This window comes from Roseibium sp. (genome assembly GCF_965232425.1).
In the GTDB taxonomy this organism is placed as follows: Bacteria; Pseudomonadota; Alphaproteobacteria; order Rhizobiales; family Stappiaceae; genus Roseibium.
Window position 1 is genome coordinate 188,315 of record NZ_OZ246971.1, and the last position, 15,731, is coordinate 204,045.

The 15,731-nt window shown below is 61.3% G+C and carries 15 protein-coding genes; 3 read left to right on the forward strand and 12 right to left on the reverse strand.

Annotated elements, in window-relative coordinates; all coding sequences use genetic code 11:
• Positions 1–227: 227 nt before the first annotated feature.
• From ACO08A_RS00915 to ACO08A_RS00955, 9 genes are all read right to left on the reverse strand, one after another.
• On the reverse strand, positions 228–725 hold the full coding sequence (locus ACO08A_RS00915) for a cytochrome c-type biogenesis protein (RefSeq protein WP_422039407.1): 498 nt from the start codon (positions 723–725) through the stop codon (positions 228–230).
• A gap of 9 nt (positions 726–734) precedes the next feature.
• Positions 735–2,723: a heme lyase CcmF/NrfE family subunit gene (locus ACO08A_RS00920; RefSeq protein ID WP_422039408.1), complete on the reverse strand. Its 1,989-nt coding sequence runs from the start codon at positions 2,721–2,723 to the stop codon at positions 735–737.
• A 35-nt stretch (positions 2,724–2,758) separates the two neighbouring features.
• Positions 2,759–3,208: a cytochrome c maturation protein CcmE gene (gene ccmE / locus ACO08A_RS00925; protein ID WP_319386662.1), complete on the reverse strand. Its 450-nt coding sequence runs from the start codon at positions 3,206–3,208 to the stop codon at positions 2,759–2,761.
• Positions 3,209–3,266: 58 nt separating this feature from the next.
• Positions 3,267–4,370 carry a c-type cytochrome biogenesis protein CcmI gene (ccmI, locus tag ACO08A_RS00930; protein WP_422039409.1) on the reverse strand — a complete coding sequence of 368 codons (1,104 nt, stop codon included), beginning with the start codon at positions 4,368–4,370 and terminating at the stop codon, positions 3,267–3,269.
• A gap of 136 nt (positions 4,371–4,506) precedes the next feature.
• Positions 4,507–5,982, reverse strand: coding sequence for a hypothetical protein (locus ACO08A_RS00935; RefSeq protein ID WP_422039410.1), 1,476 nt, complete (start codon positions 5,980–5,982; stop codon positions 4,507–4,509).
• 106 nt (positions 5,983–6,088) lie between these two features.
• Positions 6,089–6,526, reverse strand: a complete 438-nt coding sequence (locus ACO08A_RS00940) for an RT0821/Lpp0805 family surface protein (protein ID WP_422039411.1) — start codon at positions 6,524–6,526, stop codon at positions 6,089–6,091.
• Positions 6,527–6,694: 168 nt separating this feature from the next.
• Positions 6,695–8,128 carry an ATP-binding protein gene (locus ACO08A_RS00945; protein WP_422039412.1) on the reverse strand — a complete coding sequence of 478 codons (1,434 nt, stop codon included), beginning with the start codon at positions 8,126–8,128 and terminating at the stop codon, positions 6,695–6,697.
• Complete coding sequence (locus ACO08A_RS00950; RefSeq protein ID WP_421982233.1) at positions 8,118–8,786, reverse strand: response regulator; 669 nt, start codon at positions 8,784–8,786, stop codon at positions 8,118–8,120. Before ACO08A_RS00950 ends, ACO08A_RS00945 begins: the two co-directional genes overlap by 11 nt.
• 78 nt (positions 8,787–8,864) lie before the next feature.
• Positions 8,865–9,119 (reverse strand): PepSY domain-containing protein, encoded by a 255-nt coding sequence (locus ACO08A_RS00955; protein WP_421982232.1) that lies wholly within the window; start codon positions 9,117–9,119, stop codon positions 8,865–8,867.
• Between the two features lie 153 nt (positions 9,120–9,272).
• Between ACO08A_RS00955 and ACO08A_RS00960 the strand changes: the two genes are divergently transcribed.
• The gene (locus ACO08A_RS00960) at positions 9,273–10,016 is read left to right on the forward strand and encodes a DUF1194 domain-containing protein (RefSeq protein WP_422039413.1); all 744 of its coding nucleotides are present in this window, start codon (positions 9,273–9,275) and stop codon (positions 10,014–10,016) included.
• A gap of 4 nt (positions 10,017–10,020) precedes the next feature.
• Here ACO08A_RS00960 and ACO08A_RS00965 read toward each other — a convergent pair whose 3' ends face one another.
• Positions 10,021–11,199 (reverse strand): phytanoyl-CoA dioxygenase family protein, encoded by a 1,179-nt coding sequence (locus ACO08A_RS00965; RefSeq protein WP_422039414.1) that lies wholly within the window; start codon positions 11,197–11,199, stop codon positions 10,021–10,023.
• An 84-nt stretch (positions 11,200–11,283) separates the two neighbouring features.
• Between ACO08A_RS00965 and ACO08A_RS00970 the strand changes: the two genes are divergently transcribed.
• The gene (locus ACO08A_RS00970; RefSeq protein WP_422039415.1) at positions 11,284–12,306 is read left to right on the forward strand and encodes a LacI family DNA-binding transcriptional regulator; all 1,023 of its coding nucleotides are present in this window, start codon (positions 11,284–11,286) and stop codon (positions 12,304–12,306) included.
• A gap of 12 nt (positions 12,307–12,318) precedes the next feature.
• Here ACO08A_RS00970 and ACO08A_RS00975 read toward each other — a convergent pair whose 3' ends face one another.
• On the reverse strand, positions 12,319–13,020 hold the full coding sequence (locus ACO08A_RS00975) for a helix-turn-helix transcriptional regulator (protein ID WP_421982228.1): 702 nt from the start codon (positions 13,018–13,020) through the stop codon (positions 12,319–12,321).
• A 73-nt stretch (positions 13,021–13,093) separates the two neighbouring features.
• Positions 13,094–13,477 carry a VOC family protein gene (locus ACO08A_RS00980; RefSeq protein WP_319386651.1) on the reverse strand — a complete coding sequence of 128 codons (384 nt, stop codon included), beginning with the start codon at positions 13,475–13,477 and terminating at the stop codon, positions 13,094–13,096.
• Positions 13,478–13,730: 253 nt separating this feature from the next.
• Between ACO08A_RS00980 and ACO08A_RS00985 the strand changes: the two genes are divergently transcribed.
• Complete coding sequence (locus ACO08A_RS00985) at positions 13,731–15,671, forward strand: calcineurin-like phosphoesterase C-terminal domain-containing protein (RefSeq protein WP_422039416.1); 1,941 nt, start codon at positions 13,731–13,733, stop codon at positions 15,669–15,671.
• Positions 15,672–15,731: the final 60 nt, after the last annotated feature.

Consider the following 15,731-nt stretch of genomic DNA (forward strand, 5'->3'; position numbering starts at 1 on the left):
ATCGTTTTGACCAGCTGCGAGGAGCGAAAGCGCAGGAAATGTGGTTCATTTTCAAGCCTTTCGCGACGTGGCGGATGGCCAAAACGACCAAATCCGAAGGACGGCAAAATGGCTTTACCTCGCAGCGTCACCGCGCTTGACCGGGCAAAAAGCCCGCCCTGCGCACGTTTCCTCGCGAGATTTTGCCATTTCTGCCGCCAAATCGGCTTCATTTATGGGTCCGTACCCTAGCCCTGCCCGTCGCCGTCCCGCTTTTCAAGCAGCGCCTTCAGCCGTTCTTCCTCGCCCTCGGAAAGTTTCGCAGACCCTGCCGCGGCCACCGGGAACCCGCGCCGGGAGCGGTTTCTGAGCGCGAGGACAATCGCGATGATACCGGCGACAAGAGCAATCGGCCCGGCCGCCCACAGCCCGAGCGTGTGCCAGGCAAAGCGCGGCTTAAGAAGCACGAATTCACCGTAGCGGGACACCAGGTAGTCGATCACCTGTCCGTCCGTATCGCCTGCCACCAGGCGCTCGCGCACGAGCACCCGCAAGTCCTTGGCAAGCGGTGCGTCGCTGTCGTCGATCGACTGGTTCTGGCACACCATGCAGCGAAGTTCCGCAGACAGGGCCCTGGCCCGTTCTTCCAGGGCCGGGTCGTCCAGCACCTCGTCCGGGGCAACCGCAAATGCCGGCGCACCCAACAGGGGAAGCCACAGCAAGAGGCTGGCAAGAAATGCACGCATTCCCAATTCCTATTCGGCTGGCGCGGGCTGCGCCGCCTTGCGTTTTGCCGCCGGCTTCGGTGCGCCGATGCGCAACCGGCGATCGGCCATGGAGAACACCGCACCGATTGACATAATCACGCAGCCGATCCAGATCAGCGTGATCAACGGCTTGAAATAGACCCGGACATCGACAGCCCCGTCGCCGCGGCTTTCGCCGAGGGAGAGATAGAGCTGCGAGAAACCGATGGTGTGGATCCCGGCTTCGGTCGTCGGCATCTGCCGCGCCGTGTAGACCCTCTTGGACGGTTCCATTTCGGTGACCAGCGCCCCGGCTTGGCGGACGGTGAAATGCCCCACCTCCTCGGTGAAGTTGGGACCCTGTCTCGGCACCGCGCCATCGAATGTCACATCGTAGCCATTGACCTCGACGGTCTGGCCGGGCCGCATCGTCTCGATGCGCTCTTCCTGAAAGGCCGATGCCGTCACGATGCCGAGAACCGTGACACCGACCCCGAAATGGGCGATGGCCGTGCCCCATGCGGAGCCGGGCAGACCGACCAGACGCGATAGTGCTCTTTTCGGACCGATTTCGAAGAATTTCACGCGCGTGACAATTTCAGAAACAGCGCCGGCCATGACCCAGACAGCCAGCCCGACACCAAGGGGAGCGAGGATCTTTTCCATGCCCCAGAGCCAGAAGGTGAAGAGCGTGAGCACCAGCGCGAGACCGAACGCGGCATAGAGCCGCTGGCAGGCCGCCAGGAGATCGCCGCGTTTCCAGGACAGGATCGGTCCGAAGGGGATCGCCATCAGCAGCGGGATCATCAGCGGCCCGAAGGTCAGATTGAAGAAGGGTTCACCGACCGAGATCTTCTCGCCCGTTACCGCGTCCAGTGCCAAGGGGTAGAGCGTTCCCACGAAGACGGCGGTACAGGCCGCCGTCAGGAACAGGTTGTTGAGCACCAATCCGCCTTCGCGGCTGATCGGGGCGAACAGACCGCCCTGCTTGAGCATCGGTGCCCGCCAGGCATACAGCGCCAGGGAGCCGCCGATGAAGAAACACAGCAGGCCGAGAATGAAGACACCGCGTGCCGGGTCCGTTGCGAATGCGTGGACCGATGTCAGCACGCCCGAGCGCACCAGGAAGGTTCCCAGGAGCGAAAGCGAGAACGTGAAAATCGCGAGCAGGACGGTCCACACCTTCAGCGCCTCGCGCTTTTCCATCACGATCGCCGAATGAAGCAGCGCGGTGCCGGCAAGCCAGGGCATGAAGCTGGCATTTTCAACCGGGTCCCAGAACCACCAGCCGCCCCAGCCGAGCTCGTAGTAGGCCCAGTAGGACCCCATGGCGATGCCGAGTGTCAGGAAGCACCAGGCAAGCAGGGTCCAGGGGCGTACCCAACGCGCCCAGGCTGCGTCCGTCCGGCCGAGGATCAGCGCGGCGACCGCGAACGAGAAGGTGATCGAGAAGCCGACATAACCGACGTAAAGAAGCGGCGGGTGGATCGCCAGACCGATGTCCTGGAGGATCGGATTGAGGTCCGCACCTTCCAGAGGCGGATTGGGAACGCGTGCGAAGGGATTGGACGTTACCAGCAGAAACAGGATGAACCCGCCGGTCACCCAGGCCTGGACAGCCAGCGTCGCGGCTTTCAGATCCTGGGGCAGGTTGCCGCCGAACACGCCGACAAGTGCCCCGAAGAACACCAGGATCAGCACCCAGAGCAGCATCGAGCCTTCATGGTTGCCCCACACGCCGGTAAACTTGTAGAGCAGCGGTTTTGCCGAATGGGAATTCTGCACAACGTTCAGAACGGAGAAGTCCGACGCCAGGTATGCAATCGTCAGCGCGACGAAAGAGACCAGGATCAGCATGAAAAGCGTGACGGAAATCGGCGGCGCGACCGCCATCAGCCTGCCGTCTCCCGACAGGGCTCCCCACAAGGGCAAGACACACTGAACAAGGGTCAGTGCAAATGCCAAGACAAGTGCGTAGTGTCCCAATTCTACGATCATGCGCGCGTCCCGTGTTCCCCCGCAGGCCCCGGTTCCTAGTTGGCTTCGCCTTCGCCGCCTTGCCAGTGACCCTGGTCTTTCAGCGCTTCGGCAACTTCCTTGGGCATGTAGTTCTCGTCATGCTTCGCAAGGACACTGTCGGCGACGAACACGCCGTCGGTCCCGACAATTCCTTCCGTCACAACACCCTGCCCCTCGCGAAAGAGGTCGGGTAGTATTCCTTTATAGGTAACGGCAACCGCATTCGCCATGTCCGTTACCCGAAAACTCACTTCGGCGTTGTCCGAACGCACCACCGAGCCTTCTTCCACCAGGCCGCCAAGACGGATGCGCTGACCGGCCGGGATCTGCTTTTCGGTGATATCGGTCGGGCTCTGGAAAAAAACGATCTGGTCATTGAGCGCAAAAAGGATCAGGCCGAGCGCGACTGCGAGCACTGCGCCTGCCGATCCGATCAAGGTCAATCTTCTTTGCTTGCGTGTCATTTCCCTGCGTCCGGTTATGCGCCTGCCGGGGGCACGACCCCCGGGGCAATTCTTTCCATCAGGACCCGCTTAGCCCGAGCGAGGTGGCCGTGTCCTTGATCAGTGACAAATCGTCCGGTTTTCCGGCATAGGCATCCTCGGCGGCTGCGAGTGCTTCGCGCGCCTTCTGCGGCTCGCCCAGAACCATGTACGCCCTGATCAGCCGGCTCCACTCCCCCGCACTGCCGCCATCCGCTGCCAGCCTTTCGGCGAGGCCGGCGACCATGCTGCCGATCATCGCCTGCCGGTCCTCGGCGGACATCTCCTGCGAGGCGGCGACGTCTTCGGCTGTCGGACCACTCAGCTGACCGGCAACCGGCCGCTGTTCCAGACCCGCAAGTTGCTGACGCGCGGCAGCCACCCAGGGTGCCGTTTCATCCGCGCCTTCCAGCAGGGACTTCCATGCCTCGACTGCACCGTCCCGGTCCCCGTCCTGCCCCAGCGCGATTGCAAGAAAGAACCGAGGCTTCACGGCAGAAGGCTGGAGCGACACGGCCTGTTCGAAGGCGCGCTTTGCGTCCGCCGTGACAAGACCCTGGTTGGCCATGGTGAGGGCCTCGCCCATGTCCGTCAGCCAGTCGGGTCTCGGCCCGAGGATACGAAGGGCGTTGGCATAGGCGCGCGCCGAAGCCTGCGGTTGGCCCATTGAAAGATAGACCGGCGCGACGACGGCCCAGCCTTCACCATCCTGCGGATTTTCCGCCAGATGACGTTCCACGCGCGCGACCAGCAGCTCAACCGACTGTTCCTCGGCCGGCGCGTTCAAGCGCGTGACCAACGGTTGATCGGGTTTGTCGGGAGAGCCGAGCGCGAAGTAGGTCGCCAGCGAGATCAGCGGAAGAGCGGCAAGGGCGACGACCTGTGCGGTCTTCAGCCGAAACCCGGAGGATGAGCCTTTCTGACGGCTTTCGTTCTTGTCATGAGCGGCGAGCAGCCGCCGCGCGGTTTCAGTCCGTGCCGCCGCGGCAGCCTCGGCATCGATCAGACCGCGTTCCAACTCGCTTTCGATCGCGGCGAGTTGCTCCCGGTAAACAGCCTCGTCGGCACTGCCGATCGTCTCCGCCTGCGACCGCCCTGCCCGCGCCAACGGAACGAGAACCGACAATGCGGCAATTCCTGTCATCAGTGCGAGTAAAATCCAGAATATCATGGGCGCACTATAGACAGTGCAATACGGGCAAATGCAAGACGAACCGGATGTGACCCGCCGTCGCGCCGCTCACAATCGTGTTGGCGGATACCGGGATGAAAGGTGCCGTTCAGTACCTGGCGAGAACGCTCGACACCAGTTTGCGCTCCGGTGCCGGCTCGCTTGGAGCGTCCTGGTTCGACGCCTTCGCGAAGGCAGCGTCGCGGCTGCGGCGCAACTGCGTGGCATAGTCGGCGCCGAAGTAGATCTCCGAGAGCGTGATTGCCACGTCCGCGGCGGATGCGTGCGCCTGTATCTGGGCACCTTCCGCCTTTCCAAGGTCGGTGATCAGGGACCTCGTGACGATCTCGAGCGTCTGTTCGACAGCCTGGCGGGTCTGCTTGCCAACCTCGTTCACGGCGAAGGTCTCAGACGCCGTGCGCGCCATGGTCACGACGCGAAGTGTCCTGACCGCATCGTCGACGGCCGTCTTGTCGGTCACGAGCACGCCGTCCTTGTCGAATTTCGGCACTTGAAGGGCACGGCGAATCGCGCCGCTCGCACCTTTCAGTTCGCGGGTGACCTCCCCGGAGATATTGCGCTTGGTGTCTGCCAGCCGCTGATGCCAACGCCCTGACAGCGACAGATCCATATCGCGTTCAACACCGCGCACGAGCGCATGATAGTCGGACAGGGCTTCCGAAAAGGAGCTGGGGTCGTCGCTGTTGTGACGGTGGTCCAGCGCCCGGATCTGGAGGCGCTCGGCCTCGCTCATGACGATGTCGACGAAGGGCGCGAATTTCGAGCCGGCAATCGTCCTCGGGTCCGGGTCGCCGGCAAGTCTGCCGGCGAACGTGCACAGGGCAGACGGTGTGTCGGAACGATCCACCAGGGCCGCGGCGATGATCGGAACGTGATCCGGGAAGCGGTTCGAGCACTTGTCCACCAGACGCAACACGTCGAGGTCCTGCTTGAGGCGGTGTTCGTTGATCCGTTCCGGAATGTTCTGCAGGAAGGGCGACAACCATCGCTCCGCGGCAAACACCTTCTGGATGTCTTTGAGCTCGGCTATACCGCGCTCACCGCCGAGTTCAGCGCCGATGATACGCCGCTTCTTCTCGGAGATTTCACTTGCTTCCAGGGCTTCGCCGAGCGCCTCGACCGCACGCGTCCTGAGCGCCTGGACGAGTGCATCGACCCGTTCACCGCTGACGGCGGCATTTCCCGCCTGGTCGAGCACGGTCTTGACTTCATTCGGCATGACATCGCGCGAAAGCCACGTCCAGACCCGCTCAAGCATGGCGCTCTGGATGCGGCCTTCCTGCCGGTTCGGCAGTGTTTCATCTATCAGAAAGCCGTTCAGCGGCGCGAAAAACAGTTTGTGAACCTGCCCGCGTCTCACGTCGACATCGGGTACGTCGAGCGCGTCCGGGAGTGGCCCGTCAACCAGGGCCGATGCGGCGGTGAGGATGAGATCCAGATGCGGATCGGTGCTTTCCTTGCGCTTGGAATTCTCCAAGTTTCTGACCAGCGAGCCCAGCGCTTTCGGACTGAGACTGCTCAGATATGTCCTTATTTTGATTTCAAGCTCGTTTGAACGGGTCATCCAAGGGTTCGGCGCAAGATCTTGATCCGGCCAATGATACCCGCACAAGGATTAAGCAATTGTTGAGAGAAAACGCAGCGCCATCAACGGTTTTGGGGCGAAAAAGCTAGCCGATTACCAGCCAGTTGCCACGGTCTGTTTCGCAGGCGGTTCCGCGTGCCTGAAGGGTGCGTCCGCGCAGCACCATTTCATGAGTGAACTCACGGCACTTCGTGTCGTTGACCGTGTAGACCGGCCCGGGACGAACCTGACCGCTGCGGCCCGTGCGCTCATTCTGCCACGCCACTGCCGCACCCAGGCCACGCGCCCGCAGCGCGCGGTTCTGCGCGTCTTCAGCCGCCCGCCGGTCCGACGGGTCCAACGCATCGCCGAACTCGTTGTTCACGAGAACCGAGATTGCCGTGTTGGCTTCTGAGCCGGCGACGTTTTGAGACGGATCACCGAAGAACGACCCGAGGCCCTCCGTATTCGTGGAGCCGGACGTCATCGAGCATCCGGCCAAGGCGGCGGCAAAGGCAACAATGGCGATATCGCGCAGTCGCATGCTCGGAAGCTCCCAGGGTGTGCGGTGTCCGGGTTAAACCCGGCGACGAACAATTGATATTTTCAATTTGTGGCCGAACTTGGCCACAAGAATGTCTTTTCGGTGCGGCGCCCGTTCACTTCCTATCACAGCTCTTCGACCTGATTCTTAACAAGAACTTGAAAATTACTAGTCAGGTGACAAGGCCGGAAGGATCAGACTCGCCTTCAGTCCGCCAAGATGCGAGCCGGCAAGCTTCAATTCCCCGCCATAAAGCGCTGCAAGGTCAGCAACAATCGACAATCCGAGCCCGGTTCCCGGTACGGTTTCATCCAGTCTGCGGCCCCGCTTGACGGCTTCTGCGCGCTGCTCGGGAGACAGGCCCGGGCCGTCGTCTTCCACAATGAGCGCGAACATCTCGCGATTGCTGTCCGGCCCGCTCACGGCCTCGATCTTCACGTTTACCCGCGCAGCTGCCCACTTGCAGGCGTTGTCGATCAGATTTCCGCTCATTTCCTCAAGGTCCTGGCTTTCCCCCCGGAAACGCAGGTCTCCGCCAGGCTGAAAGGCAACCGTGATTCCCTTGTCCTGATAGATCTTTCCCATCGCGCGAATCAGTCTAGCAAGCACGGGTTCGGTTTCGCAGGACACGCCGATGACCCGTCTTTGTGCCGCCATGCGCGCCCGTTCGAGGTGATGCTGTATCTGTGTCGACATGATCGCCGACTGTTCGGCAACCTTGTCGGCGAGCGCGCCTTCGGATGCGCGCGCCTCATTGGAAATGACCGAAAGCGGCGTCTTAAGACCATGCGCGAGGTTACCGACATGCGTGCGTGCCCGCTCGACGATTTCCTTGTTGGAAACGATAAGAGCATTCAGTTCGACGGCCAAAGGCGCGATTTCGGTGGGCAGGGCCTCGTCTATCCGGTCCGCCTCGCCCAGGCGGACAGCCGAAAGCGATGCGCGCAGCCTTGTAAGAGGCTTGAGGCCGAACCGGACCTGAAGAAAGATCGCGAGGATCAGTCCCAGGCCGACGATGCACAGCGTGATCGTCACCATTCGGGAAAATTCAGCGACGTCCGCCCAGAACCCGGCAGTGGCCGCGCCGACGGCGATCACATAAGGCGTGTCTCCGATCGATATGCGTTGTTGCAGGACACGTACCTCGTCACCGGTCGGACCGGCGATAAAGCCGACGCTGTCGTCCATGTCCGCGATCGGCGGCGTGTTCAGGGGGTCTCCAACCAGGGATTCGGATGCATAGAGGATACTTGGGCTGTCCGCGCGCCGCACGGTCCAGTACCAGCCGGACAGCGGCAGAGAGAATCGGGGGTCGCCGCGGTAGACCGGCTCCCTGACGGTCTGAACCTGGGGCTGCCCGTCGGCGCCGTTGTCCTGCCCGGTGTCCAGCATCTCGGCGATGAGCGCCTTGATGTGGATTTCAAGCTGGGCGTCGAACGCCCGCTCACTGGCATTGCGGTAAAGGCCGACCAGAAAGATCCCGGCAAGAGCAAGCGTGATCGCGGACCAGAGCGCGGCGACAAAAACAAGCCGCGTTGCAAGGGACCGCTGCGGTTTGACGGTTGCCTGCGGCCCCGGACCTGCGCCTTTGTCAGTCGTCACCGGCTGCTCCAAGACGATAGCCGAGACCCCGGATCGTCTCGATCATGTCCGAGCCGATTTTTTTGCGCAACCTGCCAACAAACACCTCGACCGTATTGGAATCGCGATCGAAATCCTGATCGTAGAGATGTTCCGTGAGCTCGGTCCTGGAGATCACCTTGCCTTGATGGTGCAGAAGATAGGACAGCAGGCGATACTCGTGCGAGGTGAGTTTTATCGGGCTGCCGTCCACGGTCACCCGGCCCGCCCTGAGATCAAGCCGAACGGGTCCGCAGGTCAATTCGTTGGAGGCATGGCCTGCGGCCCTGCGCACGAGCGCCCGCACACGGGCGAGCACCTCTTCCATGTGGAAGGGTTTGGCGACGTAGTCGTCCGCGCCGGCATCTATGCCGGCGACCTTGTCGGACCAGCGGTCGCGTGCCGTCAGGATCAGGACCGGCATCGTGCGGCCGTCCCGCCGCCAGTTTTCAAGAACCGAGAGACCATCAAGCGTCGGCAAACCCAGATCGAGAACGACCGCATCATAGGGTTCCGTATCGCCGAGAAAGTGGCCATCTTCGCCGTCGCTCGCGCTGTCGACCACATAGCCCGCCTCTTCCAGGGCGGTCACGAGCTGACGGTTCAGGTCTGTATCATCTTCGACTACGAGAATGCGCATATTGGCCAACTTCTTGAAAGATCGTGCGTTGCTTTGGCAACCGGCAAAAATGGTTCGGATTTGCGGATCAAGTATCAGCTACCGGTTGGCATTGACTGTGACCTTTGTCACCTTGCCGCCCTTCAGCACCGACAGGACATAGACATAACCGCCGCCCTGCTGACACAGCTGCGCCTTGACGATTTCCCCTCCGGCCCTGCCGGCAACCGACCCGAGCGGCGCCGCCTTGCCGCTGGCAACCGCCTGCCGTGCCTGGGACTGGGACAGGCACGCTGCATGGGCAGGCTGGACCATCGACAGGGTCAGCAGCAGTATTGCAAAGAACCGTTTCACGTAACCTGTTCCGAATTCGTGTTTCGCTTTCATGGGCAAGGTGTAATCAATTTTTCCTGAACGCAAGCTGAACCCGGCGTTTAGAAACGATTTTGACAGGTCCGGGCGTCCGATGGCGATTGCTCTGGAAAATCGACCTGCTAATCTTTCTCGATGTCCAGGTCAAAACGACTGCCAGCAACGCACGCGTTCGTCAAAGCAGGGCTTTCCTGCGCCACGGGCCATCTGCGTTCACTCGCCTTCTGTCTCGCTGCGGTTGCCGCCCCCGCGCCCGCCGCAGCCTGTTCGCTGTCGCTCGTTCTCGCCATGGACGCGTCATCGAGTGTCGATCATCTCGAACATGACCTGCAGCTGAACGGCCTGGCGAACGCGCTGAGCGACCCGGAAGTAGTGCAAGCCATCGAAGCCGTCGGCGGGATCTGGATCATGAGTTTCGAGTGGAGCGGTCAGCGCCAGCACTTTCTGCAGTTCGGCTGGCGCTATCTCGAAGATGCCGAAGACGCCGAAGAGGCAGCCGAGGAACTCAGAACGTCCCACAGAGGCTTCATCGGCTTTCCGACCGCGATCGGCTATGCCCTGGGCTATGCTGCGGTTCAGATGGGCCGGGCGCCCGCCGACTGCGCGCGCAAGGTGATCGACGTGGCCGGAGATGGCATCAACAATGACGGCTTTCCCCCCTCCAGCGCCTACAAGGCGTTTGATTTCGAAGGCGTGACCGTCAACGGCCTCGTCATTGCCGACCAGGACACGACGACGATCGACTACTACCGCGAGCACGTGATCAGCGGCCCCGGTGCCTTTATCGAAGTCGCCGCCGACTACGAGGACTATGCGCGCGCGATGAAGCGCAAGCTCATTCGTGAAATCATCGGCAACGGCTACGCTGCAAGGAATTGAGCGCTCACGCCTTGCGCCGTGCCGACTGCGTTTCAAGGGCCGCGGCGAAGTCCTCTGCGGACATCCCCTCTCCCAATGCTTTCAGAAACAGCTGTTTTTGGGTTTGCGGCGCAAGACCGCCGACAGGGGGATTCGTGTCCAGGTTGGTCGGGAACGAATAACCTTCCGCACATGCGGAGACCGCCGCCTCGATTTCCGCCCTGCCCCAGTCACCGGAGCGGCTCTTTTCCAGGAGGACCGGATAGAGCACCTTGGACATTCCCTCCCGATCGATGTTCTCCATCGCGCGGCAAAATGCAGACGATATCTGGAGCAGGTTGGCCATGCGCTGAATATCGGCGCTTCTGTTCTCGCCAGCGGCGTGAAACAGCGCGGGATTGAAAAAGATCGCATCGCCTTTTTTCAACGGCAACTGCACATAGGCGCCTTCGAAGAAATCCTGGAACACCTTTTCGCGGTAGGCCATGTAACCCGGCCGGTAAAGCTGTGAAAACGGCAGCAGCTTGGTCGGACCGCTTTCAACGGGCATGTCGGCATGGGCAATGCCCCCCTGCAGCGTCATGACCGGGGACAGGTCGTGGACATGGGCCGGATAGCCTGCACAGGTTTCCGCATCCTGAAATCCGAGATGGTAGTCCCTGTGCGCCTGCTGCGCCGCGCCGCCCGGACGCACGACGTTGACCTGCGCTGTCATCTGGTAGTTCGGCCCGAGCCATGCCTCGCAAACCGCGTCGACAAACGGATTGGCAAAGCATCCGGCGAAGGCTTCGGGATCGCGAAAGCACAATTTCTGCAACGAATTCCAGATCCGGTCATTGGCGCCGGCCGCCGCGAAATGGTCGGCACCGCCGCCGGCGGCGGCCTTTTCTTCGCGGATGATGTCCTGGAAAACCCGCGATGCGGCATCAAGAGGCGTGGTGTCGGCAAAGGCGCCGTCAAGCACCAGCACACCCGAGCGATGCATCAGGACATGCGCCCACTCCGCCATGAGCCGGCGTTTTCCCGCCTCACCGGAAATCACGCGGCCAAGTTCGCTCGCCTTGTAGGTGGGAACATTCGAGACGATGCGCTCGGCAAGCGGCACCTCGCTCTGTTCGAGCTTCTGGTCAACAAGTGCCTTGAAATCGTCGATGCTGCAGCTGCCCGCATCGAAATAGCCATTGGCGACGACCTGACGATCCATGTTTTCCTCCCGATTTGTCCGTTGAGGACAGAGTACGCAAAAACCGGGTTGCCGGGGGATGCAAAATCCATCAAGAATCCATCAATGACCCATCGTTTTCCCGTCAAGGAAATTGCGGTCCAGTCCGGGTTGAGCACGGCCACCGTCGACCGGGTTCTGAACAACCGCGCCCATGTCAGCCCGCAGACGCGCAGGCGTGTCCAGGACGCGATTGCGGAACTGACGCGGCAGGAAAGCCAGCTTGCGGCCAGGGGCCGGCGGTTTTTCATCGACCTCGTCGCCGAAGCCCCCGTGAGGTTCACCCGTCAGATCCAGCAGGCGACCGAGGCGGTTCTTGCCGAATTCAGACCCGCGGCGCTCCGCCCGCGCTTCACCTTCGCCGAGACAATGAGCGCAGAGGAAACCGGCGCGATCGTCGAGAGAATCCTGCGCCGCGGCTCTCAGGGAGTGTGCCTCAAGGCACGAAACACTGTGGAAACCAGGCGGGCGGTCAGGCAACTCGAAGACAAAGGCATTCCAGTCGTTACCATTTTTACCGACATCCCGGACATAGACCGGCTCGCCTATGTGGGGCTGAACAACGAAAAGGCCGGGCGAACGGCCGCCTACCTGATGCAGAAACTGCTCAAGGAAGACGACAGGACACTCCTGACAACGCTCAGCCAGCACAGTTTTCAGGGCGAGGAAGACCGCTTCAGAGCCTTCCGGTCCGAGCTTAGAAGGCTGCGTCCCGAGCTGGAACTGATCGATGCCAGCGGCGGCGGCGGGCTCAGCCCGGCAACCGCGCTTGGCGTGCGCGACAAGCTTCACGGCGTGAAGGCAATCTCCGGCGTCTATTCGATGGGCGGCGGAAATCTGGCGATCCTCAGAGCGCTGGACGCAGCGGGGATCGAACCGGGTGTCTTCATTGCCCACGATCTGGATGAAGACAATCTCGAGCTGCTGCGCGCCGAAAAACTGTCGCTGGTGCTCTATCACGACCTGCGAGCAGACATGCGGCTGGCCTTCCGGCATCTGCTCGCCTTCCACGGTGTCGGCGAGCCGCCGCGCGCGTCGGAGAGCGACATTCAGGTGGTCACGCCCCTGAACATTCCCGGTGACATCTGAACCGGGGCCCGCTCACGCATCGGGCCGCCCGTGGCCCTGCGCTTCCATGGAGCGATAGAAATCCTTGAGCGTCTTGCCGGGCTCCGGCCGGAAGACATCGCCCGTGTCCTTCACGTCGGACATGCGGTCCAGGCGGAACATGCGAAAGTCCCGGCGCAGTTCGCACCACGCCACAAGTGTCCAGACCTTGCCCCAGAACCAGAGGCCCAGCGGCCTGATCACGCGCGCCGACGCATCGCCCTTGCCGTCCATGTAGGAGATCGACAGGCTCTTGCGTGCGTCCGCCGACATCTCCAGGAAGTCGATGAGCGCGCGCACCTCCGGCGTCATTTCCGGCGCGAAGGCGTGGATCTCGATCTCGTTCTGGCGCACGCGCATCTTGTCCGGCATGACGGCGTCGATCTTGATCATTGCCTCTTCGGCAGCGCGCGCCATCGCGGCGCCGCCCCAGGCGCGGATCAGACGGGCGCCGGCCAGAAGCGCAACTATTTCGTCACGGGTGAACATGAGCGGAGGAAGGTCATAGCCATCGCGCATGATGTAGCCGACCCCGGCCGCCCCCTCGATGGGAACACCGGATGCCTGAAGATCGGCAACGTCGCGATAGATCGTGCGCTCCGATACTTCCAGCCATTCGGACAGCTGCCGGGCCCGGACAAGCCGTCCACCGCGCAGATACTGCACAATCTGGAACAGGCGGTCGGCGCGTCTCATGCGCCGGGGCCCCTTCGAAGAACAGGTTTCAAAACGTCACTCCACATTCTCCAAAAGGGCTCCCGGTTACATTCTAGCTTGCATTGAAGGCAAACATTCCGATCGAATTCCCGTCCGGGTCAATGCCATAGGCAAATCGGCCGGCCGGTATGGGGATCGGATCGGATACTACCTCGCCGCCTGCTTTCGCGAAGCGTTCCATCGTGGCTTCGAGCGCATCGGGACACAGTATGTGGATCGTCGGTCCCGTCCCTTTTGCAGCAGGTTGCCCGGGATACAGATGTCCCGCAACGCCCATGTCCGTCTTGGTCGGGAACATGGCGATGTGGTTCGGCCCCATATCCGTGATCAGGTTAAGCTCGGTCTGGAATACCTCGTTGTAAAAGCGGATCGCCTTGTCGAGGTCCGAAACCGGAATTTCCATCCAGACATTGAAATTGTCAGGAACGAAAGTCATGAAAAGTCTCCTGTTGTGCTGCGATGAGAGGACCCTAGCAGCCCCCTCCTGACAGCCTTCTGTCAGGATAGTTTCCGGTTTTCGTTTCTGATGCCGAGGCGATTGACCACCGGCGTGTGACACTTTCGAGAATGTGTGACATTGCGTGCATCCTGTTTGATGCAAAACCTTAACGTGATAGACAATCTATCGTCACCAAAGCCATTGACAGTCGGCTTGGCTGGCTCAGCAGCCATACCCTTCGGAGGCTCTCATGAAAAAACTGACCCTGGCCCTGCTTCTGGCAGGCACGAGTGCATTCGCATCCGGTGCGAATGCCAAGGATGCAAGTTACGTCGGCGGCGTGGACGTGGTTCGTGGCGATCAGGAAGCGGAAACAGCGCGCGGAAAGGTATTCGTCGACACGAACCGCAATTCCAGACTGGACGAAGGTGAAACGGGTCTCGCGGGTGTTCTGGTCTCGAACGGCAAGGAAGTCACCGTGACCGGATCCGACGGCTCCTACGAGCTGCCTTCCTACGACGACATGAACCTCTTCATCACCAAGCCCGCCGGGTATGCGACGCCGGTCAGCGAGGACATGGTTCCCCAGTTCAACTACGTGCATAAGGTCGCCGGCTCGCCGGACCTGCGCTTCGGCGGCATCGCGCCGACCGGTCCGCTGCCGCAGGCCGTGAATTTCCCACTGATCGAGGACATGGTCGGCGATGACTTCCAGTGTCTCGTCTTCGGCGACCCCCAGCCATACAGCAATGCCGAGATCTCCTATGTCCGCAAGACGGTCGGCAACATGCTGATGAACCGCGACAACTCCAAAACGGAATGTCTGCTCTTCGAAGGCGATGTCATGGGGGACGACCTGTCGCTCTATCCCAGGTTCAAGAAGATCATCGCGACCGGCGGCGTGCCGCAATACTACGTTGCCGGCAACCATGACCTCGATTTCGATGCAAAAAGCGATGCTGACAGCTTTGACACCTTCCGCCGTGAATTCGGGCCGGAATATTATTCGTTCGACATAGGCCGGGTGCATTTCGTCGTTCTCGATGACGTGCGCTATCCGTGCAACGGTGTCGATGACCACGCGTTCTGCGACCTGTCCGCCAGGCCGTCCTATAACGGCGTCATATCCGAGCGCCAGCTGGAGTGGCTGAAGAACGACCTCGCCAATGTTCCGCAAGACAAGCTGATTGTCTTGAACGCGCATATCCCGTTCGTGACCTACACGGATGCGCGCGCTCAGAAGCACCAGGTCGACAACCTGGACAAGCTCTACGACCTCATCGGCGACCGCCCGGCGCTCGGCCTTTCCGGCCACACGCACACAACGGAACAGATCCTGCCGGGCGAATATTTCAAAGGCTGGAAGGAAGCGACCAATACCGGACCGGCGAAATTCCACCAGATCGTGACCGGTGCGGTGTCCGGCAGCTGGTGGGCGGGTGATCTGAACAATTCGGGCGTGCCCCATGGAACGCAGCGCCTGGGCTCACCGCGCGGCTACTACGTTCTGGATTTCTCAGGCCCAGACTATGTCGACACCTACCTGACCTTCGAAGGCACGAGCAACGACCAGATGCACGTCTCCTTCAACACGCCGCGGTTCCGCACATGGGCGGAAAGGCTGATCGGCTACACCAAACTCTACGATGTGCCGAGCGACATCACGCCGCCGGTCACGGTCAACGACCTCGGTGACATGGACATGCTGACCAGGGACGATCTGGCCGGCACGACCTATGTTGCCATCAACGTCTGGAACGGATCAAGGGACTCCAAGGTTTCGTTCAAGATCAACGGGGGTGCGGTGACCGAGGCGGTACGCACACAAAAGGGGGAAGGCGAAGAAGCACTGGTTGGTCCGGCCTATGCCGATCCTCTCGCCCTTGCGAAACAGTCGACCAACGGCCGGATCGCGGTTAAGAGCACCGATGGCGGAGAGGAGACCGCAGGCTTCTACACCTGGAAGGGTACCCACTGGACCGGGGTTGCGGGTCCGTTCCAGGACTGGATGCTTTCCAACAAATCCAGCCATTTGTGGCGCGCGGAACTGCCGAAGGATCTGCCTGTCGGCGTTCATGTACTCGAAGTGACGACAACAGACCGCTACGGGCGCATGTTCAAACAGTCCAGGACGTTTGAAATCGTCGAGGAGTTGCCGCAGATGACGTGGCAGGAAAATTTCTGGCAGTAGTCCGGCAAAACTGCCGGAGACCGCCTGCGAAGCTTGTCCCGGGTGCATGCCGTGCCCGGG

Bases quoted from the DNA above. Each gene is read 5' to 3' on its own strand.
- ACO08A_RS00915 (WP_422039407.1), bottom strand. From the start codon at position 725: ATGCGTGCATTTCTTGCCAGCCTCTTGCTGTGGCTTCCCCTGTTGGGT.
- ACO08A_RS00920 (WP_422039408.1), bottom strand. From the start codon at position 2,723: ATGATCGTAGAATTGGGACACTACGCACTTGTCTTGGCATTTGCACTG.
- ccmE (WP_319386662.1), bottom strand. From the start codon at position 3,208: ATGACACGCAAGCAAAGAAGATTGACCTTGATCGGATCGGCAGGCGCA.
- ccmI (WP_422039409.1), bottom strand. From the start codon at position 4,370: ATGACAGGAATTGCCGCATTGTCGGTTCTCGTTCCGTTGGCGCGGGCA.
- ACO08A_RS00935 (WP_422039410.1), bottom strand. From the start codon at position 5,982: ATGACCCGTTCAAACGAGCTTGAAATCAAAATAAGGACATATCTGAGC.
- ACO08A_RS00940 (WP_422039411.1), bottom strand. From the start codon at position 6,526: ATGCGACTGCGCGATATCGCCATTGTTGCCTTTGCCGCCGCCTTGGCC.
- ACO08A_RS00950 (WP_421982233.1), bottom strand. From the start codon at position 8,786: ATGCGCATTCTCGTAGTCGAAGATGATACAGACCTGAACCGTCAGCTC.
- ACO08A_RS00960 (WP_422039413.1), top strand. From the start codon at position 9,273: ATGTCCAGGTCAAAACGACTGCCAGCAACGCACGCGTTCGTCAAAGCA.
- ACO08A_RS00965 (WP_422039414.1), bottom strand. From the start codon at position 11,199: ATGGATCGTCAGGTCGTCGCCAATGGCTATTTCGATGCGGGCAGCTGC.
- ACO08A_RS00970 (WP_422039415.1), top strand. From the start codon at position 11,284: ATGACCCATCGTTTTCCCGTCAAGGAAATTGCGGTCCAGTCCGGGTTG.
- ACO08A_RS00975 (WP_421982228.1), bottom strand. From the start codon at position 13,020: ATGAGACGCGCCGACCGCCTGTTCCAGATTGTGCAGTATCTGCGCGGT.
- ACO08A_RS00980 (WP_319386651.1), bottom strand. From the start codon at position 13,477: ATGACTTTCGTTCCTGACAATTTCAATGTCTGGATGGAAATTCCGGTT.
- ACO08A_RS00985 (WP_422039416.1), top strand. From the start codon at position 13,731: ATGAAAAAACTGACCCTGGCCCTGCTTCTGGCAGGCACGAGTGCATTC.